Annotated in this window: 17 protein-coding genes; 6 read left to right on the forward strand and 11 right to left on the reverse strand. The window is 63.1% G+C overall.

The annotated features are described in order from the left end of the window. Positions 1-77: 77 nt before the first annotated feature. From MMAR10_RS07655 to MMAR10_RS07665, 3 genes are read right to left on the reverse strand one after another with little or no spacing between them, the layout of a single operon-like run. The gene (locus tag MMAR10_RS07655) at positions 78-737 is read right to left on the reverse strand and encodes a CoA transferase subunit B (protein ID WP_011643415.1); all 660 of its coding nucleotides are present in this window, start codon (positions 735-737) and stop codon (positions 78-80) included. Beyond that, positions 737-1,441: a CoA transferase subunit A gene (locus tag MMAR10_RS07660; RefSeq protein ID WP_011643416.1), complete on the reverse strand. Its 705-nt coding sequence runs from the start codon at positions 1,439-1,441 to the stop codon at positions 737-739. The genes MMAR10_RS07655 and MMAR10_RS07660 overlap by 1 nt, the downstream gene beginning before the upstream one ends. Positions 1,442-1,501: 60 nt before the next feature. Then, positions 1,502-2,416: a YihY/virulence factor BrkB family protein gene (locus MMAR10_RS07665; RefSeq protein WP_011643417.1), complete on the reverse strand. Its 915-nt coding sequence runs from the start codon at positions 2,414-2,416 to the stop codon at positions 1,502-1,504. A 79-nt stretch (positions 2,417-2,495) separates the two neighbouring features. On the opposite strand from MMAR10_RS07665, the gene MMAR10_RS07670 reads away from it, so the two are divergent. Beyond that, positions 2,496-3,488 (forward strand): helix-turn-helix transcriptional regulator, encoded by a 993-nt coding sequence (locus MMAR10_RS07670; RefSeq protein WP_011643418.1) that lies wholly within the window; start codon positions 2,496-2,498, stop codon positions 3,486-3,488. Here the strand turns inward: MMAR10_RS07670 and MMAR10_RS07675 are convergent, their stop codons facing one another. Both MMAR10_RS07675 and MMAR10_RS07680 read right to left on the reverse strand, forming a co-directional pair. After that, complete coding sequence (locus tag MMAR10_RS07675; RefSeq protein WP_150099738.1) at positions 3,489-3,830, reverse strand: hypothetical protein; 342 nt, start codon at positions 3,828-3,830, stop codon at positions 3,489-3,491. A 265-nt stretch (positions 3,831-4,095) separates the two neighbouring features. Beyond that, positions 4,096-4,344: a hypothetical protein gene (locus tag MMAR10_RS07680; RefSeq protein ID WP_011643420.1), complete on the reverse strand. Its 249-nt coding sequence runs from the start codon at positions 4,342-4,344 to the stop codon at positions 4,096-4,098. Between the two features lie 327 nt (positions 4,345-4,671). On the opposite strand from MMAR10_RS07680, the gene MMAR10_RS07685 reads away from it, so the two are divergent. Continuing rightward, positions 4,672-5,850, forward strand: coding sequence for a pentapeptide repeat-containing protein (locus MMAR10_RS07685; protein ID WP_011643421.1), 1,179 nt, complete (start codon positions 4,672-4,674; stop codon positions 5,848-5,850). Between the two features lie 32 nt (positions 5,851-5,882). Here MMAR10_RS07685 and MMAR10_RS07690 read toward each other — a convergent pair whose 3' ends face one another. Beyond that, positions 5,883-6,974 (reverse strand): CaiB/BaiF CoA transferase family protein, encoded by a 1,092-nt coding sequence (locus MMAR10_RS07690; RefSeq protein ID WP_011643422.1) that lies wholly within the window; start codon positions 6,972-6,974, stop codon positions 5,883-5,885. Between the two features lie 95 nt (positions 6,975-7,069). Between MMAR10_RS07690 and MMAR10_RS07695 the strand changes: the two genes are divergently transcribed. Beyond that, a complete protein-coding gene (locus MMAR10_RS07695) occupies positions 7,070-8,386 on the forward strand; it encodes a diguanylate cyclase (protein WP_011643423.1) in 1,317 nt (438 codons plus the stop codon). Between the two features lie 15 nt (positions 8,387-8,401). Here MMAR10_RS07695 and mfd read toward each other — a convergent pair whose 3' ends face one another. Together mfd and MMAR10_RS07705 are read right to left on the reverse strand one after the other, a co-directional pair. Then, positions 8,402-11,881 carry a transcription-repair coupling factor gene (mfd, locus tag MMAR10_RS07700; RefSeq protein WP_041636868.1) on the reverse strand — a complete coding sequence of 1,160 codons (3,480 nt, stop codon included), beginning with the start codon at positions 11,879-11,881 and terminating at the stop codon, positions 8,402-8,404. 44 nt (positions 11,882-11,925) lie between these two features. Beyond that, on the reverse strand, positions 11,926-12,219 hold the full coding sequence (locus MMAR10_RS07705) for a succinate dehydrogenase assembly factor 2 (protein ID WP_011643425.1): 294 nt from the start codon (positions 12,217-12,219) through the stop codon (positions 11,926-11,928). Between the two features lie 75 nt (positions 12,220-12,294). On the opposite strand from MMAR10_RS07705, the gene recG reads away from it, so the two are divergent. Further along, a complete protein-coding gene (gene recG, locus MMAR10_RS07710) occupies positions 12,295-14,379 on the forward strand; it encodes an ATP-dependent DNA helicase RecG (RefSeq protein WP_011643426.1) in 2,085 nt (694 codons plus the stop codon). Here recG and MMAR10_RS07715 read toward each other — a convergent pair. Next, on the reverse strand, positions 14,376-15,047 hold the full coding sequence (locus MMAR10_RS07715) for a DUF502 domain-containing protein (protein ID WP_011643427.1): 672 nt from the start codon (positions 15,045-15,047) through the stop codon (positions 14,376-14,378). The two genes, recG and MMAR10_RS07715, sit on opposite strands and share 4 nt — an antisense overlap. 142 nt (positions 15,048-15,189) lie before the next feature. On the opposite strand from MMAR10_RS07715, the gene MMAR10_RS07720 reads away from it, so the two are divergent. After that, positions 15,190-16,392, forward strand: a complete 1,203-nt coding sequence (locus MMAR10_RS07720; RefSeq protein ID WP_041636869.1) for a DUF3089 domain-containing protein — start codon at positions 15,190-15,192, stop codon at positions 16,390-16,392. 4 nt (positions 16,393-16,396) lie between these two features. Here the strand turns inward: MMAR10_RS07720 and kdsA are convergent, their stop codons facing one another. Then, on the reverse strand, positions 16,397-17,245 hold the full coding sequence (gene kdsA / locus MMAR10_RS07725) for a 3-deoxy-8-phosphooctulonate synthase (RefSeq protein WP_011643429.1): 849 nt from the start codon (positions 17,243-17,245) through the stop codon (positions 16,397-16,399). A gap of 137 nt (positions 17,246-17,382) precedes the next feature. Here kdsA and MMAR10_RS07730 point away from each other — a divergent pair, with 137 nt between their 5' ends. Then, entirely contained in the window at positions 17,383-18,882 is a 1,500-nt protein-coding gene (locus MMAR10_RS07730) for a cryptochrome/photolyase family protein (RefSeq protein WP_011643430.1), read from the forward strand. Here MMAR10_RS07730 and MMAR10_RS16155 read toward each other — a convergent pair. After that, positions 18,879-19,508 (reverse strand): DUF6134 family protein, encoded by a 630-nt coding sequence (locus tag MMAR10_RS16155; RefSeq protein WP_150099740.1) that lies wholly within the window; start codon positions 19,506-19,508, stop codon positions 18,879-18,881. The genes MMAR10_RS07730 and MMAR10_RS16155 overlap by 4 nt on opposite strands. Between the last annotated feature and the right edge of the window lie 46 nt (positions 19,509-19,554).

A 19,554-nucleotide genomic window follows, 5' to 3' on the forward strand; every position in this document is an offset into this window, starting at 1 on the left:
AACAATGCTAAGGCGGCTCACGCTTTGGTGAACCGCCCTTGCCTTGCCCGGTATTTGTGCAGGGTCAAACGGCCGTGTCAGGCCGGTTCGTGCTCAACCAGCTTGGCGGAGACGGAGTATTTTGCCTCGGTCTGCTCGGCGACCAGGTCGAGGGACACGCCCGGGGCCAATTCGATCAGCTCCAGCCCGTCCTCAACGACATCGAACACGCCCAGCGTGGTGATGATGCGATGGACACACGCCTTGCCGGTCAGCGGCAGGGTGCATTCCTTGAGCAGTTTCGGCTCACCCTTCTTGTTGGCGTGATCCATGATCACGACGACGCGCTTGACGCCGGCGACCAGGTCCATCGCTCCGCCCATGCCCTTGACCAGCTTGCCCGGGATCATCCAGTTGGCAATATCGCCCTTCTCGGAAATCTCCATCGCACCCAGGATCGACAGGTCGATATGGCCGCCACGGATCATGCCGAAACTGTCGGCCGAGGAGAAATAGGAGGTTCGGCGCAGCTCGGTAATGGTCTGCTTGCCGGCATTGATCAGGTCCGGGTCGACCTCGTCATCATAGGGGAAAGGCCCCATCCCCAGCATGCCGTTCTCCGACTGCAGGGTCACATCGATATCGTCAGCGATGTGGTTGGCGACCAGTGTCGGGATGCCGATGCCGAGATTGACGTAGAACCCGTCTTCCAGCTCCTGCGCGGCACGAGCCGCCATGTCATCACGTGTCCAGGCCATTATGCGACCTCCCTTTCACGAATGGTGCGTTGTTCGATCCGCTTTTCAAAACTGCCGACGAACAGGCGCTGGACGAAGATGCCCGGCGTGTGAATTTCGTCGGGATCGAGCGAGCCGAGTTCGACGATTTCCTCGACCTCGGCCACGGTGACCTTTCCGGCCGTCGCCATCATCGGGTTGAAATTGCGGGCGGTCTTGCGGAAGACCAGATTTCCTTGCGGGTCAGCCTTCCAGGCTTTCACGATCGAGACATCAGCCTTCAGACCGGTCTCCATGATGAAGGTTTCACCGTCGAATTCGCGGTGTTCCTTGCCTTCGGCGATCAGGGTTCCGACGCCGGTTTTGGTGAAAAAGCCGGGAATACCGGCGCCGCCGGCGCGGATACGCTCGGCCAGCGTGCCTTGCGGATTGAATTCCAGCTCCAGCTCGCCGGACAGGAATTGGCGCTCGAACTCCTTGTTCTCACCGACATAGGAGGAGACCATTTTCTTGATCTGCTTGGCGTCAAGCAACACCCCCAGACCAAATCCGTCGACGCCGCAATTGTTGGAAATCACAGTCAGGTCCCTGACCCCGGACTTGTGCAGGGCGGCGATCGAGTTTTCGGGAATGCCGCACAGGCCGAACCCGCCGGCCATGATCGTCATCCCGTCGAAGACCAGTCCGTCAAGCGCGGCCTGGGCGTCGGCAAATACCTTTTTCATGCGAACCCCGTCTCGAAGTTGATATTCGGTTCATGTTTATATCGCGACCGCAGCAAATAGCTAGCCCGGGTCTGACATCGTGTCGTCAACTTCACGCGAAGCGCGCACCCGATTGTCGACTTCAATGGCCAGGGCCCCGCCAAAGAACACGGCATAGGCAGACCAATAAATCCACAGCAGAAAGACGACAAGTGCGCCAAGTGAGCCATAGACGCTAAAATCAATCACCTCGGCAACATAGGTCGAAAAACCTTTCGACAGGCCAAGCCACAGAAGGGTTGCGACAATGGCCGCGACGGTCGAGGCGCGCCAGCTGACGGCCTGTTTGCGCTTGCGCATGGTGACCCGGTAAAGCAGTTCGAGGGCGATGAACATGAAGCCGGCCGCCACGGTCCATTCATTGACAACCGAACCAAGGTCCAGCGCCTCGATCCCCAGTGCCGCGGCCAGGCGCGCCAGCAGGACCGGGATCAACAGCACCGCCAGATTGGCAACCGTCAGCAAGGCGCCGCCAACCAGCACGCTCATCATGGCTAGAATGTTGAACTGGAGGATATTGCGGATGTCCCGGTCTTCGGCCAGATGGTTGAGACCGGCGATGATGGCCTTCACCCCGCGCGAGGCGGCGAACAGGGCGATCATCAGGGCAATGAAACCATTCACGGACAGCGCCGCAATCGGTGCGTCAGCCAACCGGCCCATCTGCCCCAGCACGAAGTCCTGGGCCCCCGGAGGCATGATTTCAGCGAAACGGGCGATCTGCTGTTCGGCATCGGAAGCCGAGAAGATCAGGCCATAGGCCGACATGGCGAGCGCAATGGCCGGAAACAGCGCCAGCATGCCGAAGAAAGAGGCCCCACCGGCAAACAGCATGACGTCGCGCGCCATCGCCCGACTGATCGCGGCGATGATGACGCTGAAAATGCGGACCAGCAGGTGAGGCTGGCGCGGGGTCGGGTTGAGTGGTTCGTCCATGTCCTGTCGAATGCAATTCACACGCCGGTGAGTCTATCAGATCAACCGGCAATACAGCAGCGCAATTCAGGAAGACATCATGTCCTTTGGCAAAGCGGTTGATCTGTTGCGGCTGGCCCGCATGGCCAGCAATTACAGCGGCGTGTCCCTGACCGAGATCGAGCGTGAATTCGGCTGTGTCCGGCGAACCGCCCAGCGCATGACCCAGGCGCTGGAACAGGTATTCGCTGACACCGAGGATCATGTCGATGGCGACGGCATCAAGCGCTGGCGGGTGCCGCGGCGCCGCGTTGGCGAGTTTTTCGCGCCTGAGGCCGATGAGGTTGCCGCGCTGGAAGTGGCCCTGTCGACGCTGGAACGGGACGGGCTGTCACGCGAGGCCGACCAGCTGCGCAGCCTTCGCTCCAAGATTGACCTGCTGATGCCGGATCGCGGACGGGCCCGTGTGGAAGCTGACGAGGAGGCGCTGCTGGAAGCCATGGGGCACGCGGCCCGCCCGGGTCCGCAACCGGCGTCCGACCCCGAAGTCGACGCTGCCATCGCCCAGGCACTCAAGGGCCCCTTCGTTCTCAAGATCCGATATCGCGGGCGGCGGGACGAGGCGGCAAGGGAGCGCTGGATCGAGCCCTATGGCCTGCTCCTGGGCGCACGGCGCTATCTGGTCGGGCGTGATCGTGATCGCGAGGATGGTCATATGCGCCACTTCCGTGTCGAGGACATGGAGGCGGCAGAGGCAACCGATGACTGGTTCGCCCGTTCGGACGGGTTTGACTTTGACGCCTACGCCAACCGGGCCTTCGGCGTGTTCCAGGATGAACGGGAGTTCGGCGAGGTCGTCTGGCGCTTCACCGCCAGGGCCGCACCGCACGCGGCGCGCTATCGCTTTCATCCCGGACAGACCAGCGAAACCGCCGAAGACGGCTCACTCACAATCCGGTTCGAAGCGTGCGGCTGGCTTGAGATGTGCTGGCACCTCTATGCCTGGGGCGACCAGGTCGAGGTCGTCGCCCCGACAGAACTCGCCGACATGGTCCGCGAATACCAAAGAAGTGATTTCCCGGGCTTGCCGTAATCAGCCCCGATCCGGCGTGAATTCGAGCGTCACCTGTTCGGGCAAGAACAGGTCATGAATGAAATCGCCCTCGACGCGGGTCCATACAATGCGGACATCCGACACGCTTTCACCATCGATCACGCCAGTCCAGTCGACCTGCTCCTGATTGTCGATGAGGTAGCGCGCGCTGAAGCGAACCTGTCCTTCCTCCGAGGTCAGGACATACGCGCCACACTCCCTTGAGTCGTTCACGACCCAGCTCAACATGCCGTCCCCCAAAGAGAGAACACCACGCACGCTGGCAAAACCAAAAATACCGCGCGCCCGAACAGTCCCTGTGACTGTCAGGTCTACAGCCATGGGGACCTCAAGGCTGTCCGGTGCCGGCGACCTTGACGTCGCCGCTCCAATCCCGACAGCAGCTCCGTCAGAGGCGCACGCAACCGTCAAAGCAAACATAGCCAAACTATTTATCATGCCGACCACCTTGAAATACATGCAATAATATACCCAATGCTGATATATCGCAATTATCACGGCATATTGCCGGGACGTACTGATTTACAAGAAATATTCATGTAAACAGTATTTACCCAAGCTGGTACGAAGAGCCTGACATTTTCGTTTAGCGGATTGCGATCCGAACGGTTTCGGCTGGCAGCCAGGACGGCATGGAATGCCCGTCCGACGTGCTCATCGCCAGCTGATAACCCTTGTTGAGATAGCGACAAACGGACCGCAGGTCCTCGACATGCAGGCAATCAATATCGTCGCCCGGGCGCTGCATGCGATAAAATCCGTCGCGGAACCGGTGCGGGACCATGTTGCGCAGTCCGCTGACGCCATCGACATATGCATTGATTGCGATTGCCATTGTGATCTCTCCATCGCGCTTTCGCTTCGTTGAGGATCACTATGTCAGGCGGTCAGGACAAAAGCTGTCACCCGCAAATTCCTTGTGCTGCAACGTGCTCACAAAGAAGAAACGCCGGTCATTGGGGGTGACCGGCGTTTCGGGGCTATCTTTACGATAAGAGCTCAACGAACGAGCGAGGGACTGAAAAGGGTGTCCGCTGATCTCGATGCTGAAGATGACGCATACGCCCTGAACCCGACATGAACACTTTCTTGAACAAAATGCGGTGCACTATCATGACCACTTCTTGCCGCAGACTTGCCTGCCTGACCGGATCTCAATCGCTTGCCCCTACCTGCCCCCACTCCGATTGATCAAAACGCACTTGACCGGATTTGCGACGCCCACGAGCGGCTGCTTGCGGGTGCGTCAAACGGATGCCTGGCGGCCCTGCAGGGCGCTGACCTCAGCGGACTGTCCCTGGCCGGGCGGGACTTGCGCGACGCCGATTTGCGCGATTGCACCCTGACGGGCTGTGATCTGGAACGGACCGACCTGCGCGGGGCCCGATTGGCTGGCGCCCGCCTGGCCACGGCCAGAATGCTCGCCTGTCAGCTGGACCGCGCCGACCTGCGTGGCTGCGACCTGTCAGGCGCCGACCTGACCGCCGCGCAATGTGCGGGCGCCGATTTTCGCGAACTGGCTTCCAAGTCGACGAATGGCCAATCCACCGCCGCCGGTTCGATCGCCACGCGATTGGACGGGGCCGACCTGTCCGGCGCAGTACTGGATCAGGCCCGACTGGCAGGTGCCAGTGCAGTTGCGACCCAATTCGCCGAGTGCAGCCTTGTGGGCGCTCGCTTCAATCGCGCCAACCTGACCGGAGCGCTTTTCGTCAACGCCTTGTTCCGGAACACGAATTTCTCCAGCGCCGACCTCACCGATGCGGATTTTCGCAATACTGCGGATGATCAGGCCGATCAGGGCATGGCGATCACCAAGGGCTTGCTCACCGGCGCCCTCCCCGATGGGCCTGACCTTCCGGATCTTGCGCCCGATACAGACAATCGCACGCCGCAGCAGCGCATTGACGACCATGTTCGCCGGGTCAAAACCGGGGGCCAGGAAGGTGACCCGGCTCGACTTGACGGGTTGGACCTGCGCGCAGTTGTCGGCTTGGCCGGTGCGCCCCTGACAGCATTGCAGGCGGTCCGGGCCAACCTGTCCGGTCTCGACCTCAAGGGCGCGGAACTACAAGGCGCACGCTTGAGCGGGGCCGATCTGCGCCGGTGCAATTTGCGTGATTGCGACTTGCGTGGCGCGGACCTCTCGGGCGCGAACCTGACGCATGCCGATCTGCGTGGCGCTCGCCTCGACCCGCTGACCTTGGGACCGGGACGCGCTGTCCCAACCAACCTGTCCGGTGCGCGCCTGCGCTTCGCGGACCTGCGCGATTGCCATCTGTCGGGCGCCATGACCGACGACACCGATTTCGGGCATGCCCGCACCTCGACGTCCGCCTGAACACGCCCCGCCAAGGGCGGGATATCCCGTGGTCAGTCTAACAGCCAGTCGGCCAACACAGCCTCACGATCTGCGCCAGGTTGCGGGGCACTGCCCTGGATCGCACCGGGCGTGCGCGAAAAACGCGGCGCCGGCGCGGCCTGCCGGACGCCGTCGATTTCGACGTGAACCCCACGCTCTACCATGTGGGGATGTCGGGCCGATTCCTCATAGGTCAGCACCGGAGCAAAACAGGCATCACTGCCTTCCAGCAGGTCACACCAGTCCTGCCTCGACCGGGTCTTGAACAGGTCAGCGAGGGCTGCCTTGGCCTGCGCCCACCCCTTGCCGCTCCAGTCGGCGGGCCAGGCTTGACCGTCGAACCCGGTTTTCTCGCACAGCAAGGCATAGAATTCCGGCTCCAGCGGGCCAATCGAAATGAAGTGACCGTCAGCGCACTCATAGACGGTGTAGAAATGGGCGGCCCCATCGAGCAGGTTCGCACCCCGTTCCGGAGACCACAGGCCCAGCGCTGCAAGTTGGTATTGCGAGGCCATCAGCGAGCTTGCACCGTCGACGATCGCCGCATCAACCACCTGCCCCTCACCGGTTGCCCTGGCATGGTGCAAGGCCGCCAACACACCAAAGCCGAGATACATGGCACCACCGCCGAAATCGCCAACCAGATTGAGGGGGATGGCCGGCTTGTCCCGATCACCCATTGCCCCGAGTGCCCCGGTCAGGCTGATATAATTGATGTCATGTCCGGCCGCATGGGCCAGCGGGCCATACTGCCCCCACCCCGTCATGCGGCCGTAGACCAGCGAAGGATTGCGCTCGAGAGCGATGTCCGGGCCCAGTCCCAGTCGCTCCATGACACCGGGCCGATAGCCTTCCAGCAGGATATCGGCCGAGGCAATCAGACGCCGTGCCGTTTCAAGCTCTTGCGGGTCCTTGAGATCGAGCCCGACCGAGCGACGCCCGCGGGCCAGAACATCCGCCGGGCCAAGCCCGTGTGCGCCGGGACGGTCGATGCGCACGACGTCCGCCCCCATGTCCGACAACATCATGGCGCAAAATGGGGCCGGTCCCAGACCGACAAATTCCAGCACTTTAACGCCTTTTAGAGGACCTTGCGCTTTCATGGGGGTTCACCTCGCGAATCATTCGTTTTGAAAGCGTGGCACTTGTGACAAACTCGCGAAACACCGGAGGACCGGGGACGATGGCAGGGGGACGAATGGGGCGCACATTGGACGTCCTTGTATTTGGCATGTCCGACGGCGTTGAAGCCTTGTCCGAAAAGCTCGGACGGCTCGCGCTGAACTGTCGCCTCGTCCGCGCGGACAGCCCGCCCGCCCGCCGTCATCACTTCTGGGCGGTCGGTGTCATCCTCGCTGAGTGTGACCGTGATGTCGAAGATGGTCTCAAGGCTTTCGAACGCTTTGCACCGGGCGAACGGCCAATCCTGGTGGTCGGACCGGACAGTTACGGCAGTGAAGAACAAGCAGATGCCTGGATCCGTGAGCCGGCGACACCGGTCCAGATCGCGGCCCGCGTGCGCGCCCTGTTCCGTCTGCACACCATGGAGATCATCGCCCGCCGCCGTACCGAAGTCAGTGCGCTGTACGGACAGAAGGCGGGCCTTGTGGAGCGCCAGGACCAGCCGCCCTGCATTCTCTATGTCGGCGATGCCTCACCGCGTTTCATGGCGCTCCAGCACACATTGGCGTCGGTCGATGCCGACGTGATCGCCGCGTTCTCCTCCTATTCGGCCTTTGACTATCTGCATGAGCGCGCCTTTGACGCTGTTGTCCTCAATGCGGAAGGCAAGCGCGATATCGCCTTCACGATTTCTTCGGCCATGCGCCGCAATGCCCGGCTCTATCATACGCCGGTCCTGCTCCTGACCGATGATGTCGATACCGAAACCTCGGAAGAGGCCTTTGCGCGCGGGGTCTCTGATCTTCTGCCCCCGGGCACGGATGACACCGAATTGCGCGATCGGGTCCTGACCCTCACCTCCGAACGGCGCCGGCGGCGGGAGGCCAAGGCGACACTGGAAGCTTGCCGCGATACCCGTTCCCTCGATATCGAAACCGGCTTGTTCCACGCCTCCTTCCTCACTTCTCACGTCGAGGACCTCTTGCAGGCCAGCGCCCGTGACGAGCTGCATTTCTCGATGATCGCCCTGCAGATCATGCTGCCGGATGGCGCGGAACGGCCGGATGAAACCTCGGCCGAGAAGGCGCGGCGCCAGTTCGCTGCCATGTTACGGCACCTGCTCCGAACCGAGGACGCCGCCGCACGCTTCGACGAGGACATTTTCCTCGCCGTATTGCCGTTCACCGACACTGTCGGGATTGATTGCGTGGCGGCACGCGTCGCAGCGATCGCTGAATGCACGGCTTTTGAAAGCGATGACCCGCTGCGCCCCTTCCGGCTCAGTGTCCGCGCCGCGCCCGTGCCGACCCGGCCGGGCGAAACCGCAGACGTGTTGATCGACCGCGCTCGCCGCAACCTGCTCCGGCCGACGCCAATCATCGCCAGCGCCTGAACTGACTGACCGGCCTCAGGCTTCCAACTGTTTGGCTTTCACGGCCATCTCGGCCAGTGGCGCAATGGCTCGCTCGATGGCGCGCAGGCGATCCTCCGGCTCATCCCATTCGGCCCGCAGCACCAGTTTGAGATCCGGTCGGACCTTGAACAGGGCCGGATTGGCGGAGATGTGCGCCACCAGACCGGCCGGATCGGCGAAACGGTCATTGCGCAAGTGGATGACCGCGCCCTTGGGACCGGCATCGACTTTCTCGATCCCGGCCTTCTTGCACAGCGCCTTGACCGCCACGACTCGCAGCAGTGTCTCGACTTCCTTGGGCAGGGGGCCGAAACGGTCGATGAGTTCGGCGGCATAGCCTTCACGTTCGGTCTTGTTGTCCAGGGATGACAGGCGCCGGTACAGCTGCAGGCGGACATCAAGGTCCGGAACATAATGATCCGGGATCAACACCGCCCCGCCGGCATTGATCTGCGGCGACCAATCGCCCTCCTCAAGCTCATCGCCACCAGAGCGCAGGGAGGCGACCGCCTCTTCCAGCATGGATTGATAGAGCTCGACGCCGACATCACGGATATGACCGGACTGTTCTTCGCCCAGCAGATTGCCGCCGCCACGCAGATCGAGATCGTGGGAGGCCAGCGTGAAACCGGCACCCAGCGAGTCCAGCGACTGCATCACCTTCAGGCGCTTTTCAGCGCTCTCGGTGATCTTCTGGCGCATCGGCGTTGTCAGATAGGCATAGGCCCGCGTCTTGGAGCGTCCGACCCGGCCGCGCAGCTGATAAAGCTGGGACAGGCCGAACCGGTCAGCCCGATGGATAATCAGCGTGTTGGCAGTCGGGATGTCGATGCCGGACTCCACGATCGTCGTCGACAGGAGGACGTCATAGCGGCCCTCATAGAAGGCGGTCATGATGTCCTCGAGCTGGGACGCCGCCATCTGGCCATGCGCGGCAACGAAACTCACTTCCGGCACGCTCTCGCGCAGGAAACGGGTGGTTTCTTCCAGATCGGTGATCCGTGGCACGACAAAGAAGGCCTGCCCGCCCCGGTATTTCTCCCGCAGGAGTGCTTCGCGAACACTGACCGGATCGAACGGCGCGACATAGGTGCGCACGGCCAGGCGGTCGACCGGCGGTGTGGCGATGATCGACAGGTCGCGAATGCCGGTCAGGGCCAGTTGCAGCGTCCGCGGAATGGGCGTCGCGGTCAGGGTGAGCACATGCACGTCGGACCGCAGCTCCTTGAGACGTTCCTTGTGCTTGACGCCGAAATGCTGCTCCTCATCGACCACCAGCAAGCCGAGGTCGCGGAATTTCACGGTCTTGGCCAGCAGCGCGTGGGTGCCGATCACGATCTCGACCTGGCCGGCCGCCAACTCGTCGCGTGTCGCCTTGGCTTCCTTGGCTGTCACCAGACGCGACAGCAGCCGGACTTTCACCGGCCAGCCGCGGAAACGGTCGCTGAACGTCTTGAAATGCTGGCGCGCCAAAAGGGTTGTCGGCGCCACGATCGCGACCTGCTGGCCACTGAGCGCAACCACAAAGGCGGCCCGAAGTGCAACCTCGGTCTTGCCGAAGCCGACATCCCCGCAGATGAGACGATCCATCGGGCGACCGCGACCCAGGTCGGTCAGCACGTCGTCGATGGCGTTCAGCTGGTCATCCGTCTCCGGATAGGGAAAGGTCGAACAGAATTCGTCAAAGGCACCGCTGGACGTCTCGATCGGTTCGGCCTTGCGGGCCAGGCGTTCCGCCGCGATCTTGATCAGCTGGTCGGCCATGTCGCGCAGGCGCTTCTTGGCTTTCGCCTTGCGCGCCTGCCAGGCCACGCCGCCAAGCTTGTCGAGTTGGGCGGTTTCGGATTCGGCGCCATAGCGCGACAAAAGCTCGATATTCTCGACCGGCAGGTAGAGCTTGGCCTGGCCGGAATATTCCAGCTCGATACAATCATGCGGCGCGTCCTGCACCGGCAGGGTCTTCAGACCGATGAAGCGGCCGAGCCCGTGATCGGCATGGATGACCAGATCGCCGGGCGACAGGGAGCCGGCCTCGACGATGATATCGGCCGATTTGCGCTTCTTGCGCGGACGGGCCAGGCGGTCACCGAGAATGTCCTGTTCCGACAGCACGGCCAGGGTATCGGTTTCGAAGCCCCGCTCGAGCGGCAGCACGGCGCGGCACACGCCGCCCTTGCCGCCGGCGGGCACATCCGACCATTTGTCGAGCAAGGGGATACGAGAGATGCCGTGATCGCCCAGCACGCTGGCCAGGCGTTCCGACGCGCCGCCGGTCCAGGAAGCCAGCATGACGGTCTTGCCCGATGCCGAAAGCGACTTGATATGAGCCGCCACTGCGTCAAAGACATTGGTGTTCTCGGCGGCACGCTCGGCGGCAAAACCGCGTCCCTGCTTGCCGGCGACATCAATGGTTTGCGGGCCCGGTTCGCGGAAAGCGGTATAGCGTCGTACTGGCCGGTCCGCCAAAGCCGTGTCCCATTCGCCGTCGGCAAAATAAAGAGCGTCCGCCGGCAAGGCACGATAGGTCGGCGCCGACAGGGCCGATTCATGACGGGTCTCGCCCGCTGCAATCCGCGAATCGTAATAGTCGGCAATCTGGCTCAGACGCTCGTCGAGGGCTTCATGGGCAAGGTGATCAACGGCGATCAGGCTCTGGTCCGGCAGATAGTCGAACGGCGTGTCGAGACGCTCATAAAAGAGCGGCATCCAGTGCTCGACACCCGCCGGCCGCGCACCCGCACTGACCGATTCATAAACCGGGTCAGTGCCGCGCGACGCTCCAAAAGTCTTCACGAAGCCGGACCGGAAGCGGGACACGCTGTCCTCGTCGAGCAGGACTTCGCTGACCGGCGTGAACTCGATCGACTTGATCTGGCGCAGGGATCGTTGTGTCTCCGGATCGAAGGCCCGGATCGATTCAAGCGTATCACCGAAGAAATCAAGGCGTACCGGCTCGGTCGCCCCGGGCGGATAGACATCGACAACCCCGCCCCTGACCGCGAAATCACCCGGTTCCATGACGGTTGCGGCGCGCGAATACCCGTTGGCGGTGAAGTGGCGGACCAGCACGTCCACATCGACGCTGGCGCCCGGCCGGATCGACAGGCCGGAGTCCTGCAGCACCGATCTCGGCGGGCAGCGTTGCGCCATGGCATTGACGGTAGTGACGACCAGCGTGGCCGGGCCCAACTCACCGGAGGCAAGCTTGGCAAGTGTCGCAGCCCGACGTGCGGCAACGCGCGGGCTTGGCGAGATCCGGTCATAGGGCTGGCAGTCCCAGGCCGGCAGGCGCAGCAATTCAATATCGGGGGCGAAAAACTGCAGCGCCGCGACAAAGGCCGCTGCCCGCGAATCATCGCGTGCAATGAACACATTGACGCCGCCACGCAGGCGCGCCGTATCGGCAAAGACCAGAGCGTCCAGACCTTCCGGCGCACCGCAGACGGTCGCCGTCCCGTGAACGGCGGCGATCATTTCGAGCTCAGAAACTCCGCTTGTTGTCTCAGTCGCCACCGGGTCTATTCCTTGGGCCCGTCGCCAAAGGCGGCGTCCGCATCGACGCGAAACCCTTTGAGGGCATCCATAACCGGCCCGTCAAACTGGTCCGGGGTCGGCTCCTTGCCAATGATCCAGGCGTAGATGTCAGCGTCATTTTCATCGAGCAGACGTTCAAAGTCGTCGACTTCGGCAGGCGACAGCCCATCCAGCCGGGCATCGGCGAAACGGCCCAGAATCAGGTCGGCTTCCTTGAATCCGCGCCGCCAGGCCCGGATTCGCAGCTTCTTGCGCTGGATTTCAGTGTCATCGGTCATGCCCGCGCATATAGTCCGCCGGATCGCCGACGTCGACCGGTGGCAGCGGCGCAACTTGCCGATAAGGTGGCTGCCATGCGCCCCGAGATTCTCTTTCCCCTGTTCCAGGACGTCACCAAACTGCCCGGCATCGGCCCACGATTGGCAACGCTGGTCGAGAAAGTGTGTGGCGGCCGGATACGGGATGTGCTGTTCACACCGCCGGTCGGGCTGGTCGACCGGACGCGCCGGGTCACCATCACAGACGCGCCAACGGGCGAGATCGTCACCCTCACCGCGACGGTCGAGACCCATATTCCCGCCCAGCGCCAGGGCCAGCCCTACAAGGTCCGCCTGCGTGACGAGACCGGTTTCCTGCACCTGATCTTCTTTCATGCCCGGCGGGACTATCTGACCAAATTGCTGCCCGAAGGCGAGACCCGCGTGATCTCGGGCAAGGCAGAACGCTTTGGCTCCGAAATCCAGATCGTGCACCCCGACCTGGTGATCACCGAGGACGAAGCGTCCGAAATGGCATTGGTCGAGCCGGTCTACCCGCTTACTGCGGGCCTGACAGCCAAGGTCATGCGCAAGGCCGTCGCCGGCTCGCTGACCTTCGTGCCGGAATTGCCCGAATGGATCCCGGGCGACCTGCGCGGCAGTCATGGCTGGCCGTCCTTCAAACCGGCCCTGAAAGCCATCCATGCCCCCCAGAACGCCAGCGGACTGGACGCAGGAGCCCCGGAACGCCAGCGGCTGGCCTTTGACGAGATATTTGCCCGTCAGCTGGCCTTGCAAATCGTCCGGGCACACAGACGGGCCCAGTCGGGACGCCCCCTCGCCGGGTCGGATGAGGCGGTCAGGGTTGTTCTCGATGCGGCGCCCTTCAAACCCACGGGTGCCCAGATCCGGGCCTTCGAAGAGATCCGCACCGACATGCAGTCGGATGCCCGGATGACCCGCCTGCTGCACGGTGATGTCGGTGCCGGCAAGACCTTTGTGGCCGCCCTCGCCGCGGCCCATGCGGCCGGTGCCGGCGTCCAGACCGCGATCATGGCTCCGACCGAAATCCTGGCCAGGCAGCACGAAAAGACCCTCTCCCAAATGCTTGAACCGGCCGGCCTTTCAGTGATCGCCCTGACCGGTCGCGACAAGGGCAAGGCACGCGCGGCCCTCCTCGAGCGCATGGCCAACGGCAAGGTCGATATTGTCTGCGGCACCCACGCCCTGTTCCAGGACGGGATCGAGTTTGCCGATCTCGGGCTTGTCGTGATCGACGAACAGCACCGCTTCGGCGTCTCCGACCGCATGCGGCTGACATCGAAAGGGCAGCGCCCGGACACGCTGGTGATGACGGCGACACCGATCCCGCGCACGCTCTCCCTGGCCGTCTATGGCGATCTGGATGTATCGCGCCTCGACGAGAAACCCGCCGGACGGATCCCGCCGGACACGCGACTGGTGTCGATGGAGCGGCTGGACGAGGTGGTCGAGGGCGTTCGCCGGGCGATCGGACGCGGAGACCGGGTCTATTGGGTCTGCCCGCTGGTCGAAGAGAGCGAGATGTCCGAACTGTCCGCCGCCGAGGACCGCTGGCGTCATCTGCGCGCTGTCCTGGGCGATGACCGGGTCGGCCTGCTGCACGGGCGCATGAAACCGGCCGAGAAGGAGGACATCGCCACCCGCTTCCGGGCCGGCGAGATGGATGTTCTCGTCGCCACCACGGTGATCGAGGTCGGCGTCGATGCACCCGACGCCACGGTGATGATCATCGAACACGCCGAACGGTTCGGCCTGGCGCAATTGCACCAGTTGCGCGGCCGGGTCGGACGCGGCGACAAGCCATCTTCCTGCCTGTTGCTCTACAAGGCGCCATTGGGCGAGACGGCCCGCGCGCGTCTGGAAATGATGCGCGAAACCGATGACGGCTTCCTGATCGCCGAGGAAGACTGGCGATTGCGCGGTGCAGGCGATCCGCTTGGCCTGCGCCAGAGCGGTCTGCCGCAATTTCGACTGGCCGATCTGGAGCAGCATTCAGAGCTGATTGAGCTGGCCAATGACCATGCCCGACTGATTGTCCATCAGGATCCGGATCTGAAAGGTGACAGCGGAGACGCGCTGCGGACCTTGCTCTACCTGTTCGATCACGATCAGGGCGTGCGTTTCCTGCGTTCGGGCTAGTCCGTCTTCGGCGGGTCGACAATCGCGCGTGGCAAGCTCGCCTTGACCTCGTCCGGCAGCTTGTCCGGCGTCACCATGCCGAAGGAAATGATCAGCTTGGCCGCTTCCTCGACCGACATGTCCACATGGATGGTGTTCGAGCGTGGCGTGTACAGGAGGAAGCCGGATGTCGGGTTGGGGGTCGTCGGCACGAAGAGCGCGATGACGTCCTCGCTGATCTTGTGTTTGAGATCGCCCTGCCCCTCCGCAGAGACAAAAGCGACCACATAAAGCCCCTTCATCGGGTATTCGATCAGGACCACTTCCTTGAACGAATTGGCCTTTCCGGAAAACACCGTTTCCATGATCTGCTTCAGGGCACCATAGACATTGCGGACCAGGGGAACGCCCTGGAGGATGCGGTCACCCAGCCCGATCAGGGTCCGGCCGAAAATATTGGCGGCCAGGGCACCCAGCGCCGTGAGCAGAAGAACAGCGATCAACACACCCAGGCCGGGAATGGTGAAATCGGCGGGCAAATAGGTCTCGGGGTTGTAACGGGCCGGGATCAGGGGCTTGACCACATTGTCGACGAAGCCGACGAATGTGACGATCAGATACAGCGTCACGCCGAGAGGTGTGGCGATGACGATGCCGGTCAGGAAACTGTTGCGAAGCCAACGAAACATGATGTTCCCATTCAATTGACGCCGGACAGGCGTAAGCACTACCCCCCGGCAGCGATGTCAGCATAGGGTAAGGCAAATGGGTCGCCAATCGCCTCGCCGGACAACTTGCAGGCGTATGAGCAAACAAGGGTTGAAAAGTCAGATGCTCGCAAATCCGATCACGATCGCGCGCTGGATGATCGTCACCGGGATTGCCGGATTGCTGGTCATCGCCGCTCTGGCCAGCTGGTTCCTGCGAGACCAGATTTACCAGACCTTCCAGGATCCGGGCGAACCTTTCCAGACTTATGCGCCACCCGACGGCGTTGATTACGCGCAGGCGGATGCTTGGTACGCCGCCCACGAATTCGCTGACCCGGATGAACCGGCCGTCTTTTTTATCCACCCAACAACCTATTCGGGTGGGTCGAACTGGAATGCGGACCTGGGCAAGGAAAGCGCCAACCGGGCCGTGACCGAAGTCGCGCTGCCCAATTACGCCGCGCCTTTCGCCCGTTCCGGCGCGCTGTTTGCGCCGCGCTATCGCCAGGCCGCGCTCTATGCCTTCATGAATAATCGCGAAGACAGTGTTCAGGCCCGCCTCTTCGCCTATCAGGATATCGAACGGGCCTTTGCCCAATTCCTGATCGAGACCGGCGATGCCCGCCCCATCATCCTCGCCGGCGTGGGCCAGGGCGGCTTTCACGCGCTCGGCCTGTTGCTCAACCAGATCGCCGAGGCCCCGGATCTTCATAACCGGCTGGTTGCCGCCTATGTCATCGACTCGCCGGTCCCGCTCGATCTGTTCGCCGGCCCTCTGGCCCCGATTCCTCCTTGTGAGACCGCGGAAGATGTCCGCTGTGTGCATGCCTATTCCCATGCCCGACCCGACGAGGCCGACCGGATCCGCATTCTCACTGAACGCACAATGAGTTGGCGCCCGAATGGCGATCTGTCCTTTGTCGAAGGTCGGGGGCTGCTTTGCGTCAATCCGGTGCTGGGCGCGCGAACCAGCGAATACGCCTCGGCCCGCCAGCATCGCGGCGGCGTGGCGGCGGAAGGCCTGCCCCTGGACACCACCCCGGCCCCCATTCCCGGCCAGACCGGCGCCCAATGCGCTGACGGGGTGTTGTTTATTGAAGAGCCACGCCATCGCGACCTGCAACGCCCGCACCGTCTCGCCGAGGATTTCCGCGAGCCGCCTTTCAACCTGTTTTACGAGGACCTGCGCCTGGATGTGGCCCAGCGCACTTTCGCGCTGACCAGCATATTGCAGGAGGAGCGTCGCTGGGCGCCGCCGCTCGGCCCCGTCGAAGAGATCGAGGAAGCCCCGGTCGTGCCGATACCGGACCGGCGGGACTTTTGACCGCTCAGTAGCCCTTGGCGAGGGCGTCAAACTCCAGCAGACGCTTTACCAAGGCTTCAAACTCGCCCAGCGGCACCATGTTGGGGCCGTCCGACGGCGCGTTGTCCGGGTCCGGATGGGTCTCGATGAAGACCGCCGCCACGCCGACCGCGACGGCGGCCCGGGCCAGGGTCGGCACAAATTCACGCTGACCGCCCGAAGATGTACCCTGCCCGCCCGGTTGCTGGACCGAGTGGGTGGCGTCGAACACCACCGGCGCGCCGAACTGCGCCATGATCGGCAGTGAGCGCATGTCCGAGACCAGCGTGTTGTAGCCAAAGCTGGCACCGCGCTCGCAGGCCATGATGTCGGGATTGCCCGCTGCCGCGATCTTCTCGATCACATTCTTCATGTCCCAGGGGGCCAGGAATTGCCCCTTCTTCACATTGATCGGCTTGCCAGTCTTGGCGGCGGCGATGAGGAGGTCGGTCTGACGGCACAGGAAGGCCGGGATCTGCAAAACATCAACAGCTGTCGCGGCAATCCGCGCCTGTTCTTCGCTGTGCACATCGGTCAATACCGGCAGTCCGCTGGTCTCCCGGATTTCCTCGAACACCGGCAGCGAGGCCTCGAGACCCAGTCCGCGCTGGGCGCTGGCACTGGTGCGGTTGGCCTTGTCGAAAGAGGTCTTGTAGATCAGGCCGACATCCAGCCGATCGGCGATCTCGCGCAGCCGGGCGGACACGTCCAGACCATGCTGACGGCTCTCAAGCTGGCAAGGGCCCGCGATGATGGAGAGCTTGCGGTCATTGCCGATCTCGATCGGGCTCTGGCCGGGGCGCGGAATGGAAATGACGGAATTGACCTGGCTCACGCGGTGTCTCCTTCGTGGATACGCACAATCTTGTCGGCAATGGGCAGCGCGCTGCGACCGGCCGCGACTTCTGGACTGATCCGATATCGGGTCCGCAACGTAAACCGACAAGGCCCTTATTGAGCGACAGGACAGGAATGGCAAGTTCAAGCGCCACCGCAGCAGCGCTGGTCTGGTTTCGGCGGGACCTGCGTTTGCACGATAACCCGGCATTGTGGGCGGCAGTCCGCAGTGGCCGACCGCTGGTCTGTGCTTTCATCGATGACCCGGATGCGGTCGCACAGCTGGCACCCGGACGCGCATCGCGATGGTGGCTGCACCATTCACTCGCGGCCCTGTCGCGGTCGATCCGCCAGCGCGGCGGCCAGCTTGTCCTGCGGCGGGGTGACACGACCAGCGAGCTGGTCCGGCTGTGCGGGGAAACGGGCAGCAGTGAAGTCTTTTGGAACCGGGGCGACAATCCGACCCGCGACAGCGGCGACACGGCACTGGCCGCCCGGCTCGCCGACCGCGGCGTGAAAGCGCGGGGCTTTGCGTCCGGCACACTGTTCAACCCGGCCACCCATCTCAATGGCAGCGGCAAGCCCTATCGTGTCTTCACCCCGTTCTGGAAAGCCTGCCTGCGGGCGCCTGAGCCGTCAGCCGCGCTGCCAGCCCCGGACAGACTGCCGGGCGCCGCCGTCACTGCCAGCGACAATCTCGAAGACTGGAGCCTGCGACCCCAGGCACCCGACTGGGCCAGCGGCTTCAGCCAGGACTGGGAACCGGGGGAAGATGGCGCCCTCAACAGGCTCGAGGCTTTCCTGGCCAATGAGCTTGCCGACTACCCGCAATCGCGTGACCGACCGGATGAGGACGGGACATCCCGTCTGTCACCGCATCTGGCCTGGGGCGAAATCTCGCCGCGCACGATCTGGCATACGGTCCGGGACCACGCCGAACGCGGCGGCAGTTTCCAGGGGGGCGAGAAATTCCTGTCCGAGCTGGGTTGGCGCGACTTTGCCATTTATCTCGCCCATCATTTCGGCAGCCTGCGGGACGAAAATTTCAACCGCCAGTTCGATCACTTCCCCTGGCGCAGCAATCCGGCCGGGCTGGATGCCTGGAAGCGCGGCCAGACCGGCATTCCCATTGTCGATGCCGGCATGCGCCAATTGTGGACGACCGGGTGGATGCACAACCGGGTCCGGATGATCACCGCCTCATTCCTGATCAAGCATCTCGGCGTGCACTGGCGCGACGGCATGGCCTGGTTCGAGGACACGCTTGTCGATGCCGACCTGAATGTAAACGCCGCCAGCTGGCAGTGGGTTGCCGGCTCCGGCGCCGATGCCGCGCCCTATTTCCGGATATTCAATCCGGTGACACAAGGTGAGCGCTTCGACCCGCAAGGCCTCTATGTCCACCGATGGGTCCCGGAATTGACCGGCCTGTCCGGCAAAGCGGTGCACGCGCCCTGGACCCGTCCGGCCAATGAATTGATCGCGGCCGGCATCTCCTTGGGCCAGACCTACCCCGCCCCCGTGACCGACCTGAAAACAGGCCGTGAACAGGCCCTGGACGCCTATCAGACGATGAAGGCACGGGCCGCGGAGACACCGGAAGCGGCAAGTTTGGAAACGGCGTTGGGCAACTAGCTGTCGCGCAGACGGTATTCGATAACCTGACCACGGACGGAAAAGGCACAGCCCACCCAGCGGCCGTCCAGGTCATACCAGAGGTCGACGACAACCGATCCGGTCATCCGGATCCGGCGGGCCTCGATCTGCCCAGCTTGCGTGCGGATCGTCTCAATGCCCAATTCCTCGATCTCGACCGGCATCGGCTCGCCGGTCTCGGTATTGAGGACCGCCGGCAGGCCGGGCGGGTAGCCAGACCAGTGGCTGGACGGGATCAGGTCGGCCAGCGCTTCATTGCGCGTATCGCCGCGCGTGAGACTGACGCGAACCCGTTCGCCATCCTTCAAGGTCGAGGCCGACAGGCTGACCAGGTCTTCATCGACCCAGATCTCCTCGGCCTCATGCTCATACCGGAAAACGGTCAACGGACCGAAGCCGACCCGCAACGCAATGTCGACCATGACCTGGAGCGCCCCGTCGGCCCGATCATCAAATCGCACCACATGCTCACCAAAGGCTGAGCCATTGCGATAGACATCGAAGGCGAGGTCGCGGGGCGTCTCAGCCCGGGCAGGCTGGACGAGGCTCAGCACGGTCAGGCAGGCTGTGGCCAACAGGCGCAAACAGGTTCGGGTCATGATCATGATGGGTCTACGCTGCGACCAGTCGTCCGGATTGCAGGTCTTGCCA

The sequence above is a fragment of the Maricaulis maris MCS10 genome, from assembly GCF_000014745.1.
GTDB classification, from domain to species: domain Bacteria; phylum Pseudomonadota; class Alphaproteobacteria; order Caulobacterales; family Maricaulaceae; genus Maricaulis; species Maricaulis maris_A.